Annotated in this window: 11 protein-coding genes and 2 pseudogenes; 7 read left to right on the top strand and 6 right to left on the bottom strand. The window is 67.8% G+C overall.

Annotation, left to right across the window (positions count from 1 at the left end; translation table 11 throughout):
• The first annotated feature begins 43 nt into the window (after nt 1-43).
• The 6 genes from trpB (at nt 44) to pyk (ending at nt 10,716) form a co-directional block, all read left to right on the top strand.
• On the top strand, nt 44-1,288 hold the full coding sequence (trpB, locus tag ATL42_RS05760; RefSeq protein ID WP_098456371.1) for a tryptophan synthase subunit beta: 1,245 nt from the start codon (nt 44-46) through the stop codon (nt 1,286-1,288).
• Nucleotides 1,285-2,103, top strand: coding sequence for a tryptophan synthase subunit alpha (gene trpA, locus ATL42_RS05755; protein WP_098454526.1), 819 nt, complete (start codon nt 1,285-1,287; stop codon nt 2,101-2,103). The genes trpB and trpA overlap by 4 nt, the downstream gene beginning before the upstream one ends.
• The gene (gene lgt / locus ATL42_RS05750; protein WP_098454525.1) at nt 2,100-2,996 is read left to right on the top strand and encodes a prolipoprotein diacylglyceryl transferase; all 897 of its coding nucleotides are present in this window, start codon (nt 2,100-2,102) and stop codon (nt 2,994-2,996) included. Before trpA ends, lgt begins: the two co-directional genes overlap by 4 nt.
• Nucleotides 2,997-3,177: 181 nt before the next feature.
• A complete protein-coding gene (gene gltB, locus ATL42_RS05745) occupies nt 3,178-7,752 on the top strand; it encodes a glutamate synthase large subunit (RefSeq protein WP_098454524.1) in 4,575 nt (1,524 codons plus the stop codon).
• Entirely contained in the window at nt 7,745-9,211 is a 1,467-nt protein-coding gene (locus ATL42_RS05740) for a glutamate synthase subunit beta (RefSeq protein WP_098454523.1), read from the top strand. The genes gltB and ATL42_RS05740 overlap by 8 nt, the downstream gene beginning before the upstream one ends.
• Before the next feature lie 86 nt (nt 9,212-9,297).
• The gene (gene pyk / locus ATL42_RS05735; protein ID WP_098454522.1) at nt 9,298-10,716 is read left to right on the top strand and encodes a pyruvate kinase; all 1,419 of its coding nucleotides are present in this window, start codon (nt 9,298-9,300) and stop codon (nt 10,714-10,716) included.
• Between the two features lie 66 nt (nt 10,717-10,782).
• Here pyk and ATL42_RS05730 read toward each other — a convergent pair whose 3' ends face one another.
• The 6 genes and pseudogenes from ATL42_RS05730 to ATL42_RS05705 form a co-directional block, all read right to left on the bottom strand.
• Nucleotides 10,783-11,604: a metal-dependent hydrolase gene (locus ATL42_RS05730; protein ID WP_098454521.1), complete on the bottom strand. Its 822-nt coding sequence runs from the start codon at nt 11,602-11,604 to the stop codon at nt 10,783-10,785.
• Nucleotides 11,605-11,763: 159 nt separating this feature from the next.
• A pseudogene (locus ATL42_RS05725) lies at nt 11,764-13,176 on the bottom strand (choice-of-anchor G family protein); the annotation flags it as partial.
• Between the two features lie 273 nt (nt 13,177-13,449).
• Nucleotides 13,450-14,316 (bottom strand): hypothetical protein, encoded by an 867-nt coding sequence (locus ATL42_RS05720; RefSeq protein WP_098454519.1) that lies wholly within the window; start codon nt 14,314-14,316, stop codon nt 13,450-13,452.
• Nucleotides 14,313-14,885 (bottom strand): signal peptidase I, encoded by a 573-nt coding sequence (locus tag ATL42_RS05715; RefSeq protein WP_098454518.1) that lies wholly within the window; start codon nt 14,883-14,885, stop codon nt 14,313-14,315. The genes ATL42_RS05720 and ATL42_RS05715 overlap by 4 nt, the downstream gene beginning before the upstream one ends.
• A complete protein-coding gene (locus ATL42_RS05710; protein ID WP_098456370.1) occupies nt 14,858-15,559 on the bottom strand; it encodes a SipW-dependent-type signal peptide-containing protein in 702 nt (233 codons plus the stop codon). The genes ATL42_RS05715 and ATL42_RS05710 overlap by 28 nt, the downstream gene beginning before the upstream one ends.
• A 264-nt stretch (nt 15,560-15,823) precedes the next feature.
• A pseudogene (locus ATL42_RS05705) lies at nt 15,824-16,273 on the bottom strand (IS30 family transposase); the annotation flags it as partial.
• 583 nt (nt 16,274-16,856) lie between these two features.
• Here ATL42_RS05705 and ATL42_RS05700 point away from each other — a divergent pair.
• Nucleotides 16,857-18,074 carry a Fic family protein gene (locus tag ATL42_RS05700; RefSeq protein WP_245862180.1) on the top strand — a complete coding sequence of 406 codons (1,218 nt, stop codon included), beginning with the start codon at nt 16,857-16,859 and terminating at the stop codon, nt 18,072-18,074.
• Nucleotides 18,075-18,679: the final 605 nt, after the last annotated feature.

Below are 18,679 nucleotides of genomic sequence, written 5' to 3'. Positions count from 1 at the left end.
GATCGACGTGCGGCCGTTCTATGGACTCAAGGAGACCAGACCGTTGTCTGAATCGCTGCAGAACCTGCAAGGCCCGTACTTCGGAGAGTTCGGCGGCCGGTACGTCCCCGAGGCACTCATCGCCGCGCTCGACGAGCTCGACGCGGAGTACCGCGCAGCCGTCGCCGACCCGGCGTTCGCTGCTCAGCTCCTCGAGCTGCACCGCTCGTACACCGGTCGCCCCAGCATCATCACCGAGGTCCCGCGCTTTGCTGAGCACGCTGGCGGAGCCCGGATCCTCCTCAAGCGCGAAGACCTCAACCACACGGGGTCGCACAAGATCAACAACGTCCTCGGACAAGCGATGCTCACCAAGCGCCTGGGCAAGAAGCGCGTGATCGCCGAGACGGGCGCCGGCCAGCACGGCGTCGCGACAGCGACGGCCGCTGCGCTCTTCGACCTCGACTGCGTCGTGTACATGGGGGAGGAAGACACGGAGCGGCAGTCGCTCAACGTCGCCCGCATGCGCCTCCTCGGCGCCGAGGTCGTCCCCGTGACCACCGGGTCGCGGACGCTCAAGGACGCGATCAACGAGGCGCTGCGCGACTGGGTCACGAACGTCGAGACGACGAACTACATGTTCGGTACCGCCGCTGGCCCGCACCCGTTCCCGACGATGGTGCGCGACTTCCAACGCATCATCGGCGTCGAGGCCCGCCAGCAGGTCCTCGACCTCACCGGTCGCCTGCCCGACGTCGTCGCCGCGTGCGTCGGCGGCGGATCGAACGCCATCGGGATCTTCGACGCGTTCCTCGACGACGCCGATGTCCGGCTCGTCGGTCTCGAGGCAGGTGGCGACGGGGTCTCGACCGGACGGCACGCATCGAGCATCACCGGGGGAGCGCCCGGCGTGCTTCACGGAGCGCGTTCGTTCCTCCTGCAGGACGAGGACGGGCAGACGCAAGAGAGCCACTCCATCTCGGCAGGGCTCGACTACCCGGGCGTCGGACCTGAGCACTCGTACCTGGCGAGCATCCACCGGGCGCAGTACTTTCCCATCACGGACGCCGAGGCGATGGAAGCGTTGCGGCTGCTGTGCCGGACGGAAGGCATCATCCCCGCCATCGAGTCGGCGCACGCGCTCGCCGGCGCGATGAAGCTCGGGATCGAGGCACGTGACGCCGGGCGAACAGACGAGCTCATCCTCGTCAACCTCTCTGGACGCGGGGACAAAGACGTCGCGACCGCAGCGAAGTGGTTCGAGCTCGTCGACGCCGATGCTCAGCTGACCGAAGGGGGAGACCTGTGAGCGCGACTGCTCAGACCATCGACCGGCTCAAGGTCGACGGACGCGGAGCGCTCATCGGGTACCTCCCGGTCGGTTTCCCGACGTTCGACCAGTCGGTCGCGGCCGTCCTCGGGCTCATCGACGCCGGTGCTGACATCATCGAGATCGGCATCCCGTACAGCGACCCGGTCATGGACGGCGCCACCATCCAGGAAGCCGTCGATGTCGCGCTCTCTGGAGGGACACGGGTCCGCGACGTCTTCCGCCTGGTGGAGGCTGTCGCCGGACGCGGCGCCCCGATCCTCGCGATGACGTACTTCAACCCGGTGCTGCGCTACGGGGTGGACGCTTTCGCTCGCGATCTTGCTGCGGCCGGTGGTGCAGGACTCATCACTCCTGACCTCGTTCCCGAGGAGGCCGGAGAGTGGATCGCTGCTGCCGACGCCTTCGACCTCGACAAGGTCTTCCTCGTCGCGCCGAGCTCGTCGCCGGCGCGGCTCGCGTCGACGTCGCTCGCTTCTCGTGGTTTCGTGTACGCGGCATCGACGATGGGTGTCACCGGTGAGCGTGCGACGGTCGGGCTGCGAGCCGAGCAGCTCGTCGCCGACACCCGGGCCGCTGGGGCCGAGCGTGTCTGCGTCGGCCTCGGGGTCTCCCAGCCCGAGCAGGCCGCCGAGGTGGGCCGCTATGCCGACGGCGTCATCGTCGGCTCCGCGTTCGTCCGTCCGCTGCTCGGCGACGGGCCCTTCTCCGATCGTCTCGCCGCCATGCAAGAGGTTGCTGCAGGCCTTGCTGCTGGTGTGGGCCGCGCGCGTTCGACCGGACAGCCAGGATGATCGCTGGAGGCGTTCCCGCGAGCGTGCTCGCATCGATCCCTAGTCCGAGCCAGGGCGTCTGGCACCTGGGCCCGTTCCCGCTGCGGGCCTACGCGTTCGCGATCCTCGCGGGGATCTTCGTGGCAGCGTGGCTCACGGCCCGGCGCTGGAAGGACCGTGGCGGCGATCCTGACGAGGTCTACGAGATCGCGTTCTGGGCGGTCCCGTTCGGGATCGTCGGTGGGCGGCTCTACCACGTCGTCTCGTCGCCCGAGGCCTATTTTGGCGAGGGAGGCGACCCGATCAAGGCGTTCGCCATCTGGGAAGGTGGGCTCGGGATCTGGGGTGCTGTTGCGCTGGGCGCTGTCGGTGCCTACATCGGGTGCCGTCGCGTGGGGGTGCGCTTCGGCGCGTTCGCCGACGCGTTGGCTCCTGGGCTCCTGCTGGCGCAGGCGATCGGTCGGCTCGGGAACTGGTTCAACCAGGAGCTCTTCGGTGGTCCGACGACGCTGCCATGGGGGCTGGAGATCGATGCGGCGCACCTGCCTGCCGGATTCGAGCAGGGCACGCTCTTCCATCCGACCTTCCTCTACGAGCTGCTCTGGAACGCCGCAGCGGCCTTCCTCCTCATCTATCTGGACAGGCGCTACCGGCTGGGCCACGGGCGCGTATTCTGGCTGTACGTGGTGTTCTACACGGCTGGTCGTCTCTGGATCGAGATGCTGCGCATCGACACAGCAGAGATGGTCTTGGGCCTTCGGCTCAACGTCTGGACATCCATCGTCGTGGGAGTCGTCGCCTTGATAGCGTCTATTGTTATCGGGCGCCGCCACCCCGGGCGTGATGAGTCTGTTCTGCTCAAACCTCTGTCCACAGTGACGGACGTCAGCAGTCCTGGTCCCGAACCGAAGTGACCTCGTCAGCCCACTCTCGTGAGCTCGTCACGCGCACCCGTCGTGACATGACCACCTGTAGCGATACCGCGGCTCCTGCCGGAGCGTATCGTCTTGCTCGCCGGGCCGATGGCGTCCCGCACAACTCCCGATATTCAGTCGAGCCCGGTTCTGTGCCGGGCTTTCCGTGAGGACGGTGCCGATGACTCCGCCGCAGCACAGCGCGACCAGCTCAGCGATCGCGAGAGCGCCGGTCGCCCAAGGGCTGTACGACCCGCGCGCAGAGCACGACGCGTGCGGGGTCGCCTTCGTCGCGACCCTGCGTGGGACGCCCGGACGCGACATCGTCGACGCCGGGCTCACCGCGCTGCTCAACCTCGACCACCGCGGTGCGGTCGGCGCGGAGGAGAACAGCGGTGACGGTGCAGGCATCCTCACGCAGATCCCTGACGCGTTCGTCCGCGACGTCGTGTCTGCAGACCTGCCGCCGTCGGGCTCCTACGCGATCGGGATGGCGTTCCTGCCACAAGACCCGGCCGAGGCCGACGAGGTCGCGCGTGCTGTCGAAGCCATCGCCGCCGAGGAGAAGCTCGACGTGCTCGCCTGGCGCGACGTCCCCGTCACGGTCGACCTCGTCGGACCGAGCGCGCGTGCGTCGATGCCGACGTTCCGTCAGCTCGTCGTCGCGGACCCTGCACGCGAGCTCTCCGGGATCGACCTCGACCGGCGTACGTTCCGGTTGCGCAAGCGTGCCGAGAACGAGCTCGGCCTCTTCTTCGCGTCGTTGTCGGCGCGCACCATCACGTACAAGGGCATGCTCACGACGGCTCAGCTCGAGCCGTTCTTCCCCGACCTGTCCGACCCGCGGTACGCGAGCGAGCTCGCTCTCGTCCACTCGCGCTTCTCGACGAACACGTTCCCGTCCTGGCCGCTCGCGCAGCCGTTCCGGCTCATCGCGCACAACGGCGAGATCAACACCGTGCGCGGGAACCGTAACTGGATGGCAGCCCGTCAGGGCAAGCTGCAGAGCGACAACCTCGGTGACATCTCCGGCCTCATGCCGGTGTGCAGCGACGGTGCGAGCGACTCCGCCACCTTCGACGAGGTGCTCGAGCTGCTCCACCTCGGCGGACGGTCGCTGCCGCACGCCGTCCTCATGATGGTCCCTGAGGCGTGGGAGAACCACGCCGAGATGACGCCAGAGCGTCGTGCGTTCTACAAGTACCACGCGAACCTCATGGAAGCGTGGGACGGACCTGCGTGCCTGAACTTCACCGACGGCACCCTCATCGGTGCCGTGCTCGACCGCAACGGACTGCGGCCGGGACGGTACTGGGTGACGCAAGACGGGCTCGTCGTGCTCGCGAGCGAAGCCGGTGTGCTCGACCTCGACCCGGCCACGATCGTCCAGAAGGGTCGGCTCGAGCCTGGCCGGATGTTCCTCGTCGACACAGCCCGTGGCCGGATCGTCTCTGACGACGAGGTCAAGGCGCAGCTCGCGGCCCAGCGCCCCTACGAGCAGTGGGTCGAGGAGAACTCGGTACGCCTCACGGAGCTTCCCGACCGTGAGCACGTGGTGCACAGCCCCGCGTCGGTGCAGCGTCGCCAGCGTGCCTTCGGCTACACCGAAGAAGAACTGAAGATCCTTCTTACGCCGATGGCCGACACCGGCGGCGAGCCGCTCGGCGCGATGGGGACCGACACTCCCGTCGCTGTGCTCTCGGCGCGCCCGCGGCTCCTCTTCGACTACTTCACGCAGATGTTCGCCCAGGTGACGAACCCGCCGCTCGACGCGATCCGCGAGGAGCTCGTCACGGCGATCGGCGGAGCGATCGGCCCGGAGCCGAACCTCCTCTCCGACACACCGCTGCACGCACGCAAGCTCATCCTCGACTTCCCCGTCATCAACAACGACGAGCTGGCGAAGATCATCAACGTGCACAAGGCGCCGAAGCTCGGTGGCGTCTTCAAGGCGATCACCATCCGCGGCCTCTACCGGGTCGGCGGCGGGGGAGCGAGCCTGCGCGCGCGCCTCGACGAGATCTTCGACGAGGTCGACGAGGCGGTCGCCGACGGGATGAGCTTCGTCGTGCTCTCCGACCGTGACTCCTACCAGGAGCTCGCCCCTATCCCGTCGCTGCTCCTGCTCAGCGCTGTCCACCACCACCTGCTGCGCAAGCACACCCGGACCCAGGTCTCGCTCATCGTCGAGGCCGGGGACGTGCGCGAGGTGCACCATGTCGCGCTCCTCATCGGGTACGGCGCGGCCGCGGTCAACCCGTACCTCGCGATGGAGACGGTGGAGGACCTCGCGACGTCGGGCTCTCTCGCTGTCGAACCGGACGAGGCTGTCGCCAACCTCATCAAGGCGCTCGGCAAGGGCGTCCTCAAGGTCATGAGCAAGATGGGCATCTCGACGATGTCCTCCTACCGTGGAGCTCAGGTGTTCGAGGCGATCGGCCTCTCGCACGAGCTCATCGGCGACTACTTCACCGGGACCACGAGCCGCCTCGGCGGCATTGGGCTGGACGTCATCGCCGCGGAGGTCGCTGCGCGTCACGCAGAGGCCTACCCGGCATCGGGCAACTTCCAGGCACACCAGCGGCTCGCCGTGGGTGGTGAGTACCAGTGGCGTCGTGACGGCGAAGAGCACCTCTTCGACCCCGAGACGGTGTTCCGTCTCCAGCACTCGACGCGCACCCGTCAGTTCGACGTGTTCCGGCAGTACACCGAGCGTGTGGACAACCAGTCCGAGCGGCTCATGACGCTGCGTGGGCTCCTCGAGTTCTCGCCCGACCGCCAGCCGGTCCCGCTCGACGAGGTCGAACCGGTCTCTGAGATCGTCAAGCGGTTCAACACCGGTGCGATGTCCTACGGCTCGATCTCTGCGGAAGCCCACGAGACGCTCGCGATCGCGATGAACCGCCTCGGCGGACGGTCGAACACCGGAGAGGGCGGCGAAGACTCCGACCGTCTCCACGACCCGGAGCGACGCAGCAAGGTCAAGCAGGTCGCGTCTGGGCGCTTCGGCGTCACGTCCGAGTACCTCACGAACGCGGACGACATCCAGATCAAGCTCGCGCAAGGTGCCAAGCCTGGTGAGGGCGGCCAGCTGCCCGGCCCGAAGGTGTACCCGTGGGTGGCCAAGACGAGGCACTCCACACCTGGTGTAGGTCTCATCTCGCCACCGCCGCACCACGACATCTACTCGATCGAAGACCTTGCTCAGCTCATCCACGACGTGAAGAACGCCAACCCGGTCGCTCGCGTCCACGTGAAGCTCGTCTCGGAGTTCGGCGTCGGGACGGTCGCGACGGGTGTGTCTAAGGCGCACGCCGACGTCGTCCTCATCTCTGGGCACGACGGCGGGACGGGCGCGAGCCCGCTCACGTCGCTCAAGCATGCGGGAACGCCCTGGGAGATCGGCCTCGCCGAGACCCAGCAGACTCTCGTGCTCAACAACCTGCGCGACCGCATCGTCGTCCAGGTCGACGGGCAGATGAAGACCGGCCGCGACGTCGTCGTCGGTGCGCTGCTCGGTGCCGAGGAGTTCGGGTTCGCGACCGCGCCGATGGTCGTCTCCGGCTGCATCATGATGCGCGTGTGCCACCTCGACACGTGCCCGGTGGGCGTCGCGACGCAGAACCCGGAGCTCCGCGCGCGGTTCACCGGCAAGCCCGAGTTCGTCGTGAACTTCTTCGAGTTCATCGCCGAAGAGGTCCGTGAGCACCTCGCGGCCCTCGGCTTCCGCACCCTGGAAGAGGCGGTCGGGCACGTCGAGGCGCTCTCCACGCGGCGGGCGATCGACCACTGGAAGGCACAAGGCCTAGACCTCGGTCCGGTGCTCGCTGTGCCGCAGCCGGTTGAAGGCTCCTCGTTGCGCAACACGACGACGCAGGATCACGGGCTCGACAAGGCGCTCGACAACCAGCTCATCGCCCTTGCGAGCGACGCGCTGGAGAACGGGTCGCCGGTGCAGCTGTCGATGCCTGTGCGCAACGTCAACCGCACGGTCGGCACGATGCTCGGCCACGAGGTCACCAAGCGGTATGCCGGTGCGGGACTTCCTGACGACACGATCGACGTGACGCTCACGGGTTCCGCCGGCCAGTCGCTCGGTGCCTTTCTCCCGCGCGGGATCACGCTGCGGCTCTTCGGCGACGCGAACGACTACGTCGGCAAGGGGCTGTCCGGGGGACGGATCGTCGTCCGCCCCGACAAGGCCGCCGTGCTCACCGGTTCGGCGAACGTCATTGCCGGCAACGTCATCGGCTATGGCGCGACGTCCGGGGAGATCTTCCTCAGCGGTCAGGTCGGCGAGCGTTTCGGTGTGCGCAACTCCGGTGCCACCCTCGTCGTCGAAGGAGTGGGGGACCACGGCTGCGAGTACATGACCGGTGGAACGGTCCTCGTCCTCGGCGGGACGGGCCGGAACTTCGGCGCCGGGATGTCGGGAGGAACGGCGTACGTGCTCGACCTCCGGCTCGAGGCGCTCAACGTCGCGGCGGCAACGACCGGCGAGCTGCTCCTGACACCGCTCGACGACGGGGACGCGGAGATCGTCACGGCGCTCGTCCGCCGTCACCACGCGGAGACAGACTCGCCGGTGGCGGCTCAGCTCCTGGCTGACCTCCCCGCAGCACTGGCACGATTCACCCGGATCCTGCCTGCTCAGTACGCACGCGTCCGTGCAGCCCTGGCTACGGCTGAGGCACAGGGCACGGACCTGTCCTCGCCGGGTGCGTGGGCGGAGATCTTGGAGGTGGCCCGTGGCTGACCCGCGCGGATTCTTGAAGGTCCGGGAGCGCGAGCTCCCGGCCTACCGCCCTGTCCCTGTTCGCCTCATGGACTGGCGGGAGGTGCACGAGCATCGTGCGCAGGACTCGGCGTTCGTGCAGGTTCAGGCCGGGCGCTGCATGGACTGCGGCATCCCCTTCTGCCACCAGGGCTGCCCTCTCGGCAACCTCATACCGGACTGGAACGACCTCGTCCGCCGGGACCAGTGGGAGGCTGCTATCGAGCGGCTGCACGCGACGAACAACTTCCCGGAGTTCACCGGCCGCGTGTGCCCGGCGCCGTGCGAGTCGAGCTGTGTGCTGGGGATCAACCAGCCGCCGGTGACGATCAAGAACGTCGAGGTCTCGATCATCGACGAGGCGTTCGCTCGTGGGTACGTCACGCCACAGGTCCCGCAGCGGCTCACCGGCAAGACGGTCGCCGTCGTCGGGTCCGGTCCGGCCGGGCTCGCTGCGGCGCAGCAGCTCACGCGTGCCGGTCACACCGTGGCCGTGTACGAGCGAGACGACGCCATCGGTGGGCTCTTGCGGTACGGGATCCCGGACTTCAAGCTCGAGAAGCTTCATGTCGAGCGGCGCCTCGCGCAGATGGTCGCCGAGGGCACCCGCTTCCGGGCCGGCATGGAGATCGGCGTCGACATCACGTGGGACGAGCTGCGGGCACGCTTCGACGCGGTCGTCGTCGCGACGGGCGCGACCATTCCACGCAGCCTGCCGATCCCGGGGACCGACCTCGCGGGCGTCCACTTCGCGATGGACTTCCTCCACCAGGCGAACGCCGTCGTGGCAGGGAAAGAGGTCGAGAACCAGATCCTGGCGACAGGAAAGCACGTCATCGTCATCGGTGGAGGCGACACCGGCTCCGACTGCATCGGGACGTCTCTGCGCCAGCAGGCAGCCTCCGTGACCACGCTCGCGATCGGCAAGAAGCCACCGCTCGAGCGGCCTGCCGGTCAGCCGTGGCCGACCGATCCGCTGCTGTTCGAGGTGTCGAGCTCCCACGCGGAGGGCGGCGAGCGCGACTACCTCGCCTCGACCGTGGAGTTCCTCGGAGACGAGCACGGCAACGTTCGCTCGCTCACGGTCGCGACGACCGAGTACCTCCCGGACGGGCGGCGTGTGCCGCAGGCCGGGAGCGAGCGGGTCATCCCTGCGGACCTCGTCCTCGTCGCGATGGGCTTCACCGGCCCGGAGACGACGTCGATCGTCGACCAGACGGGCGTGACGCTCACCGAGCGTGGCCTCATCGCGCGCGAGGACGACTTCTCGTCGGAGCTCCCCGGAGTGTTCGTCGCAGGAGATGCTGGACGAGGACAGTCGCTCATCGTCTGGGCGATCGCCGAAGGTCGTGCGACAGCGGCGACCGTCGACGCCTATCTGCAGGGCGGGACCGAGCTGCCCGCACCGGTGCGAGCAACGACAGCAGCGCTGCGTCCGTGACACGGTGGACTGCAAGCACGTGAATTATGGTCGAACAAGACCTTCGTCCTGACAGCAGTATCGTCACAAGCAACTAGGCTGGAGCTATGCGCAGAGCAAAGATCGTATGCACCCTTGGGCCCGTCACGGCCTCCCCCGAACAAGTACAGAACCTGGTCGACGCCGGTATGGACGTCGCGCGAATCAACCGCAGTCACGGTGACGTGTCCGAGCACGAGGCCGTCTTCCACAACGTCCGCGCCGCCGCTGAGGCGTCCGGCCGGTCTGTCGCCATCCTGGTCGACCTCCAGGGACCGAAGATCCGCCTCGGACGCTTCGCCAACGACGAGAAGCAGTGGCTGAACGTCGGCGACACCTTCACGATCACGACCGAAGACGTCGTCGGCACCAAGGAGCTGTGCTCCACGACCCACAAGGGTCTGCCGAACGACGCTCGCGTGGGCGACCCCATCCTCATCGACGACGGCCGCGTCCTCGTCCGCATCACCGCGGTCGAGGGACCCCGCGTGGTCACCCGCGTCGAGGTCAGCGGCCCGATCTCCAACAACAAGGGCCTCAACCTCCCGGGTGTTGCTGTCTCGGTCCCCGCCATGTCCGACAAGGACGAGGCCGACCTCCGCTGGGCCGTCCGGATCGGCGCCGACATCATCGCGCTGTCCTTCGTCCGCAGCGCTGCGGACTACAACGACGTCCGTCGGATCATGGAGGAGGAAGGACGCATCCTCCCCGTCATCGCGAAGATCGAGAAGCCGCAGGCTGTCGAGAACCTCGCCGAGATCATCGACGCGTTCGACGGCATCATGGTTGCCCGTGGTGACCTCGGTGTCGAGCTTCCTCTCGAGCAGGTCCCGCTCGTGCAGAAGCGCGCCGTCGAGATGGCTCGCCGCAGCGCGAAGCCGGTCATCGTCGCCACGCAGGTGCTCGAGTCCATGATCACCGCGCCGCGCCCGACGCGCGCCGAGGCCTCTGACTGCGCCAACGCGGTCCTCGACGGTGCAGACGCCGTCATGCTCTCCGGCGAGACCAGCGTGGGGGACTACCCCATCGAGGCTGTCCGGACCATGGCTCGGATCATCGAGAGCACCGAGGAGCTCGGTCGCGAGCGCATCGCCCCGCTCGGCTCGACGCCGCACACCCGCGGTGGAGCGATCACTCGCGCCGCTGCCGAGATCGGTGAGATCCTCGGGGTGAAGTTCCTCGTGACCTTCACGCAGTCCGGTGACTCTGCTCGCCGCATGTCGCGTCTGCGCTCTGCGCTCCCGCTCGTCGCGTTCACGCCGCGGACCGCGGTCCGCAACGTGCTGTCCCTCACCTGGGGCACGCAGACGTACGAGGTCCCCTCGGTCGACAGCACGGACGCGATGGTTCGCCAGGTCGACTCGACACTGCGCGCCAACGGCCTCGTCGAGGTCGGCGACCTCGTGGTCGTCGTCTCGGGTGCTCCGGTGGGAGTCTCGGGTACGACGAACTCGATCCTCGTGCACCGCATCGGCGACGAGGTCTGACCGTTCGTCCGGGATAGTTTGACGACGAAGCGCCCCCGGCCTGCAGGCCGGGGGCGCTTCGTCGTGTCACACGAGCGGCCAGAGGCTGCTGAAGGCGTCCGTCACGGCGGGGTCGGTGGTGAACGAGTGCACGATGCCGATGATCCCCACGATGAAGCCGTAGGTCGCGTATGCGCTCACGGGGATCGCGAAGGCCCACTCGCGGCGTGAGCCGGCGTTGCCGAGCACGGGCAGACCCATCCATCCGCTCGGCTGCCAGATGTCGTTGAGGATGTTGGTCCGGGACCACCAGCGTGGTGGTCGAGGGGTCCAGGGCCACAGCAGCGGGACGCCCCCTGTCGTGAGCATGTCACCCGCGATGTGCACGGCGACGCCCAGCCCGACAGCGACGGGCAACCATTCCCACTCGTACGGTGCATAGAGGGTCACGAAGGTCGCGAGGGCGATCGCGAGGAGCCAGGACCGCAGCCATGTGCCGTCTGCGGTGATCCGCAGTGCCTTCGCCGCGTAGGCGACGAGCAGGAGCGACAGGACACCGGCGCCGATGGCGACCCGGCCGTAGGTCTCGGTCTGTATGCCGATGAGTCCGGCGAGCGTCGCGAGCCCTGATCCGGCGCCGATGGCGAGGAGCCCGTGGGTTCCGTGCCGGTGGCCGCCGGACGCTCGGGAGATCGCCCGCGTCACGACCTTCGACAGCGGTGGGAGGGAGTTGCTGATGGTGCCGGAGTGGTGGTCGGCATCGGGCAGGAGCGCTGCGCCGGCGCAGACGATCGTCCCGACGAGGAGGCCGGAGTCCGAGACCGGGTACAGGCCGAGCATGAACGGTCCGGTGCCGGCGACAGCCACCCATGCGGCCGCTCCGGTCGCGGCGTGGTGGGCGCCCATCATGATGATCTCCAGGTGTGTACGAAGGCGGACGTCGTGGTCCGGCGGTCAGGAGCACATCATCTGACCTGCGCGGATGCACAGTCTCGCACTTCGTACGTATGTTCGGAAATCGGTTGTGGTGCGCCGGAAGGGCGGTATGTCGCTGAAACCGTTCGGTGATCAGTACGGGGCCGTCGACGAGCCCGCTGTGGAGCGCGCGAGCTCGAGATAGGCGAATCCGTTGCTCGGCGAGACCGCATCGAGAAGGCCCAGGCGCAACGCCGTGACGCTGTACGCAGGGCTCGTCCACGGAGGGGACCCAGGGTTGAAAGACACTCCTGGTGGGGCGTTGGGCTGGTCGGGCTGGACGTTGACCCGCAACGACAGGGCCGAGGGGAGCGCGGCGAGGGTCGTACCGAGAGCTGTTGTCAGCGAGGAGGTCGTGGCGGTGAGCGTCGTTCCTAGGGTGGCGACCCGGACGGTGAGCTCCTTGGTTAGGACCGTGCCTACGCCGGTGATGGTACTCAGGCCCAAGGTTTGCAGCAGGTCCAGAGAGATCCCGATGATAGGGGTGCTTAGGGTGACGGGTGCGCTGGTCGTCCCCGCAACGATGCTGGCCACTGGTGCAGAGAGACCGACATTCAAAAACACAAGGCGTATGCCCAAAATGCTCAGAACTTCGATCCTCTGTGCAACTGTGACAGTTGCGCTGCCGATGGCGGAGGTCAGGGTATTCGTGACCTGGGTCGACCACGCTTCCAACAGGGACTGAACGCGGTTCGTGACATCGTTGACGAGCGCGGCGTCAAGAACGACTTCGTGGTTGGGGGAGAGGTCGTTGAGACCGCCAGCATCGTCGCCGAGAAGGTGTGCGAGGTCAACTTTCACGATGCCTGAGGTGAGATCGATGGTGACGCCACCATCGGTGAGCGGTGTTGTGAGAAGGGTGCCGAGCGCGGAGGTGAGTCCCAAGTCGGAGACCGTCACAGTCCCTGTCACACTGCCGACGCTCAAAAGTGCTAGGCCCGCGCTTACGACGCCTCTAATTGCGCCGCTGATGAGCCCGTTAGTACCCGCGAGCGCGACGACCGCCGCATCGAGCGCAGTCACGGTCTGCGAGACGCTCGTCGTCAGGGAGGTGACCAAGGGGCTCTCGATCTCGAGGTCGAGGCTCGCGATGCCGTAGTCGCGAGTGACCCCGGTGAGGCTCCCGTCGCCCCATACGGAGCTGCGGACGGCGCTGTACCAGTCGAGGGTCGCCGAGGACGCGACCGCGCCGACCGCGAGCTGGGCGTCGGTGATGTTCGCGACTGCAGGGAGCGCCTGCGACAGGCTGATCCTGGCCGGTTCTGGCTGCTCGGACGGGGGCGTGTCGGCGGATACGAGGACACCCCCGGTGTTGCTCACCAGACCGGATGCGGCGACGGAGCGACCTGCACCCGACACCTGGGTGTACTGGTTCACTGCCCCGGCGGATCCGACCGGCAGCCCGACCGTCAGGCCGGTGAGGTCGAGACCAGCGATGCCTCCCAGAGCCGACACCACGAGCGGGTTGGCGAACGTCTCGGTGGTCGGGTCGCCGCTCCCTGAGCCGAGGTTCGTCGCCGTCGAGGTCCGTCCCGATCAACGACCCGCTGAGAAAGCGTGCATCCGATCGGCTCTCGAACGTCGTTGCCGTCTCGCAGTCGATGGTCTGGGTCGCGACCGCGCTGTGCGACCACTCTGTGTCGTTCCACGTCGCGAGCGTCGGCTCGGCGCTCAGCGAGATACCGACCACCACGGCGGTCGTCGCAGCGACGGCAACGCACGCCTGCACGGCCGCGGACCCCTTCGTCCGCAGCGCCGTCGGCGGTCGTCTCGTGGACGTCATCGGTCCTCCACTCGTCGTCGGGCGCCCAGGATCAGCACGCCACCGCTGGCGATCGCGGCGGCAGAGAGCAGAAGGCCGAGGACGTCGGCTCCCGTGACGGGCAGGCTCGGACCTCCAGGGGCGCTCGCGGGGGGTGCGGGAGCCAGTCCGACGTCGTCTCCTGAGCCTGAGCCAGGGGTCGGGGGCGCATCAGGCTTCTCGTCGTCGGGAAGCGGTGTCGTCGCGGTGGCCGTCACTCCCAGGGCGATGTTCCCGGTGAGGCCCATGAGGTCTGGGTTGTTCGTCGTGTCGGGCGACTCGTCGAGGGCGATGGTCACGAGAAGATGGACAGGCTCGTACGCTCTCTTCGTCGACAGCATCCAGACGGGGCTCCACGCGTCGTAGTCGTCGGTGGGAACCACGGCGGCGACGTCGCCCCAGCCTGATTCGCACGCGGGGTCGTCAGGGAGGCCGACCCACGCGGTCGCACAGCGTTCGACCGTCGTCGTCGCTCCTTCTGTCATCGTCATGAGGTCTCCGTCCTTGCGCAGCTCGAGCGTGAACTCTGCTTCCGCTGTCCCGACGACCCAGGTGTCGACGACCCAGTGGGCGGGGCGGCCTGGCGCGAGCGTGCCGAGGGGAGACAGCGGCCAGTCGGCCTGGACGAGCAGGTCGGCGTCCACCGGCTCCGGGACGACGACGGCTGCGAGCGCGCCGGCCTGTACTCCGTAGAGCGCGCCGGCGACGACGAGAGCAGCACCGAGGAGGGCTCGCGCGACGTGCGTCGAGCGGCGTCGTCGGACGTCGCGCGCGGGTGCCGCAGGAGCGTCGCTGGTGTCGACGGCCTGCATGGCGTCCTCCTCTCTCGTCGTGCCGGTGGTCATCGGGCTGGGACCGTAGCGGGAACGTCGGCGGTCTCGTCAGGTGATGGCCAGAGCATCCATACCGTGGCGAGCGCGACGACCAGGGTCGTCGCGAGGAGCGCTGCAGGCTGTGCGAGCGTCGTCATCACGTAGCCGACCAGCGGAAAGCCGATGACCACACGCTGCGCGTCTCGGACGACGTACGGTTCGCGGTCGGCGGTCGTGTTGTCGTCTCCTCTGAGCACGAGCTGCCGTGCTTCGGCGTCGCCGGGCACGTCCGTCACCTCGACGACCCGGTGCGTCACCGGGAGGTCGCTCCCGGGCTTCGGCACCGTGACGACGTCGTCGACCGCGATGTCGGCGGCGGCGACCGGAACCGAGATCGCTGCCGCGCCCGTGGGGTAGGTGGGGGCCATCGACCCGGTGGCGAACAGGACGATGGTCCACCCCAGCGTGAGCGAGCACACGAACCAGAGAGCCGAGAGCCCACCGACGACGCTCGCGACCGTGAGGCACCGTCGCCTCGCCTGTCCCGTCTGTCCTGAGCGGCTCGCACCTCGCGTCATGACGACACGGACGAGAAGTTCCATGCTGGTGCTGCGCTGCGGCCTTGGAGGTCGTCGAGGGCGGTCCCGGCCGGAAGCGTCGGGGCTTCGGGCAACGTGATCTCGAAGCAGAAGAACCCGGTGTTGCCGGAGTCCGCATCGAGTGAGACGACATCGTCGACACCGGTGCCGTCGAGCGCACCGTCCGCGACGACGTCGGCCGGGTCCGCGAAGGTCGTCGCGTTGCACACCGTCCCTGAGGTCCCGTCTCCGACGGCGAGGGCGACGCGCAGCTCGAGCGCCCCCCACAACGCCTGGTCGGTGTCGGAGACCGTGATCCCGTCGGCTGGGACGGCGGGTTCGAGGGAGAGCGTGCCAGCGATGGAGCTGGTGACGGTCCGGAGCGCCACGGGTGCGTAGACCGACGTGCCAGGCGTGAGGTCGAGTGCGGCGAGCCCGAACGTCATCGCTTGCCCGGGGTTTGTCTCGGACTGGGCGAACCCGGTCTCGTCGTAGGGCGCGGTGACGTTCTGCTCGACCTCGAACAGCGATGTGCCGAGCCCCGGTCCGTCACCGGCTGTGTTGCCGGCGAACACCCACTCCGTGTCCGTCCACGCGGCGAGCGTGACAGTGGTCCCGAGCCCGAGGACTGCGCCGCCAGCGAGAAGTGCCTTGAGCTTTGTTCCCCGTGGGGCGCTCAGACGTCGTGATCCGGTCATGTTCATACCCCCGCCTATCGATCGGGGGGTGACCAGACGTGCGCGTGAGACGGCGCTGCTGCCGCTCGGTCGCGTCCCCCCAGAACCGCGACCTGCAATCGAAATATAGGCAGAGAAGCGACATGGTCGAAAGGTCGCGCGAGGGTTATTTCAACCGTAGTTGCAGTATCGTGGCAGCAAAGCCGTACGAACATGTAGACCTAGAAAAGACCGTGAACTCCAGTGCGACGAGAGTGAGATTGATCGTGGAGCCAACTCTTGGTGTCAAGGCGTGGAAGCAACGCTGGCGTTGAGGAGCTCTTCGAATTTCTCCCGTGGCGTGTAGAAGCCCAGGGCTGCTCGGGGTCTGTCGTTGACCTCTTCGGCGATGGCGTCGAGGTAGGGCTGGTGGTCGGTGATGACGGCCCCCTTGGGCAGGTACTCCCGGATGAGGCCGTTGGTGTTCTCGTTCGTGCCCCGTTCCCAGGGGGACCGGGGGTGGGCGAAGTAGGCGGGCATCGTCGTTGCGAGTGTCAGCGCGCCATGGCGGGCCATTTCCGAGCCCTGGTCCCAGGTCAAGGACTTGCGCATCATGGCCGGCAGGGAGTTCGCGTGGTCGATGAGCAGGTCCGCCAACGGGGCCGATGTCTTGCCCTTCAGCAGGCCGAGGATCACCGTGAACCGGGTGGTGCGCTCCACGAGCGTCGCCACTGCGGTGCGCCCGAACGCCCCCACTTGAGGCCGCGCCTAGGCAGAAGGTCCGCCCGATGCGTGCTCGAATCACACCAGAACGGCCGGTGACCTGGGAAGACTCCGGTGCAACATTCTGGAGAACAGTGGGTCAACCTGTGATGCAAACTGCGACCAACGTGGCGCGCACTGCGGCTCCTTTCAGGGCGACGACCTCACTCCGGCTCCTACGTCAAACCCCGCGCGACGCCCTGGGGCGAGCCGTGCACGGAGACGTGGCACGAACGCGACGGGATCTGACGTGGGCGGACGTTCGATTGCCAGACCTGTGCCACGACGACTCCCCGTCCCCGGCAGTCGCCCGCCAAGCGGCACCTGTGAACGCTGCCTCAAGTGTGCGATAGTGCGACCCCGTACTTACACTTAACAGGTAAGTGACAGTAACGATGCCGGGTGTCGCACAGCTACCAGGCATGAGCACCCGAAACCGCATCAGCCGAGGCGTACCCGAAGGCTACCGCTTCACCATCGGAGCCAAATCCGAGCCCGACATCACGCTCGAACCTGCTCCAGCACAGTGGGACGACCCCACCCGGCCATCGACAGTCAGAAAGCAGGTGCACAGACCGTGAACGACGAGCCGCTCACCATCGCGCCCCTCACCTACGAGAGTCACACCTGGACCGCCGAGAACGATGGCATGCGGACCCGCCGACACATGGCCGGCGCCTCGGGCTCGTACCAGTCTTCGATCACGCCGCCCATCGCAGGCCTGCGCCTGACCCTGCCGGCTGACCTTGCTGCGGACACCGAGGAGGCCGCCGCCGCGCTCGCGCAGTTCAACTCCCACGCCCGCGCCACACTCGGCACTGCCTCGCCGTTCCTGGGGCCCATGTCCTCGATTCTCCTGCGCACCGAGTCCACGTCGTCGTCCCAGATTGAGAACCTCACTGTCGGCGCACGCCAGCTCGCTCTCGCAGAGATCGACGAGTCCGCTGCCGCGAACGCTCAAATCGTGGTCGCCAACGTGCGAGCCATGGAAGCAGCGCTCGAGCTTGCCGATCGCTTGGACACCGACGCCATCCTCACCATGCACGACCATCTCTTGTCCGGACAGCGTGGATGGGAAGAGCACGCCGGAACGCTGCGCACCCAGCTCGTGTGGATCGGATCGAGCCCCGTCACGCCCATCGGCGCCAGCCATGTCGCCCCGCAGCACGAGCACGTGCCCGCCGCGATCGACGACCTCGTCACCTTCATGCGCAGGGACGATCTCCCTGTCATCGCCCAGGCTGCCATCGCCCACGCCCAGTTCGAGACGATCCACCCGTTCGTCGACGGCAACGGACGAACCGGTCGCGCACTCGTGCACGCGATGATGCGGTCCAAGGGCGTCTTGACTGACACCACGGCGCCGATCTCCGCCGGCCTCTTGCGCGACACGAGCGGCTACTTTGACGCCCTGGGCTCCTTCCGGGACGGGGACGCCCGCCCTATCGTCGAGCGCTTCGCCGAGGCGTCACGCTTCGCCGCCCGATCCGGTGCCCACCTCGTCGACGCGCTCGCAGGAGAGATGGGCAGTTCCCGGGAGCAGATGACGGGCCTGCGCAGCGACGCCGCCGGGTGGCGTGTGCTGCCACACCTCGTGGCCCACCCAGTGGTCAACGCCGCCCTGGCGAAGACACTGCTGTCCGCCAACGACACGACCGCCCAGCGCGCACTGACCCAGCTCACCGACGCCGGAGTCCTCGAAGAGCGCACCGGCAAGAGCCGCGGCCGCGTCTGGCAGCACTCAGGGATCCTTGACGTGCTCGATGACTACGCCAAGTCGCTGCACAGGCGGTAGCCAGATGGTCTCAAGTAGTGAAGCGCTCGACACGCCGTTGATCGTCCGCCTGGGTGCCGCACATGTGCAGAGCATGACGCTGCTGACTGCTGCTCTTGCCCCCCCGTCCTTGCGTGACCAACCGGTCCCGATCCAGGCGGCGGCGACAGGCGGGCTCGACACCAAGAGATCGCGTGGACAGACCATCATGGCGCGCGGGACAGGCGAGATGATCACCGGCGTGATTGTCATCGGGAACGTCGTGGCCCTCCTAGCCGAGTCGGTCGTGCTCCTGCTCTTCTCCAGCTCGCGCTCCTGTCCGAGCCCGCTGTGTCGTGGCTCGGGGCAACGTCCCGGCACACCCCGCTTGGCCTGCCAGGGGTCGAGAGGCTGGCGGTCTGCTCGGATAACGGCATCGGCGCCACCGACCTGGCCGACGGTGCCGACGAGGCGGAGCAGCTCCCGCCTACGATGGCCGCACGCGTGGCCGGCTTGACCGATACCACCGATCCCGGGGATGCCGGGGCGAAACAGCACGACGAAGAGATCGCCGTCCTCAAACGGTGGTTGCGACTCTGTCCGCCTAGCCAACGGGCAGCCAGTACCGTCGCCCGACGGCTCGCCAA

Source organism: Sanguibacter antarcticus (assembly GCF_002564005.1).
Classification (GTDB): domain Bacteria; phylum Actinomycetota; class Actinomycetes; order Actinomycetales; family Cellulomonadaceae; genus Sanguibacter; species Sanguibacter antarcticus.
This window is presented reverse-complemented; position numbering and strand designations above follow the sequence as displayed.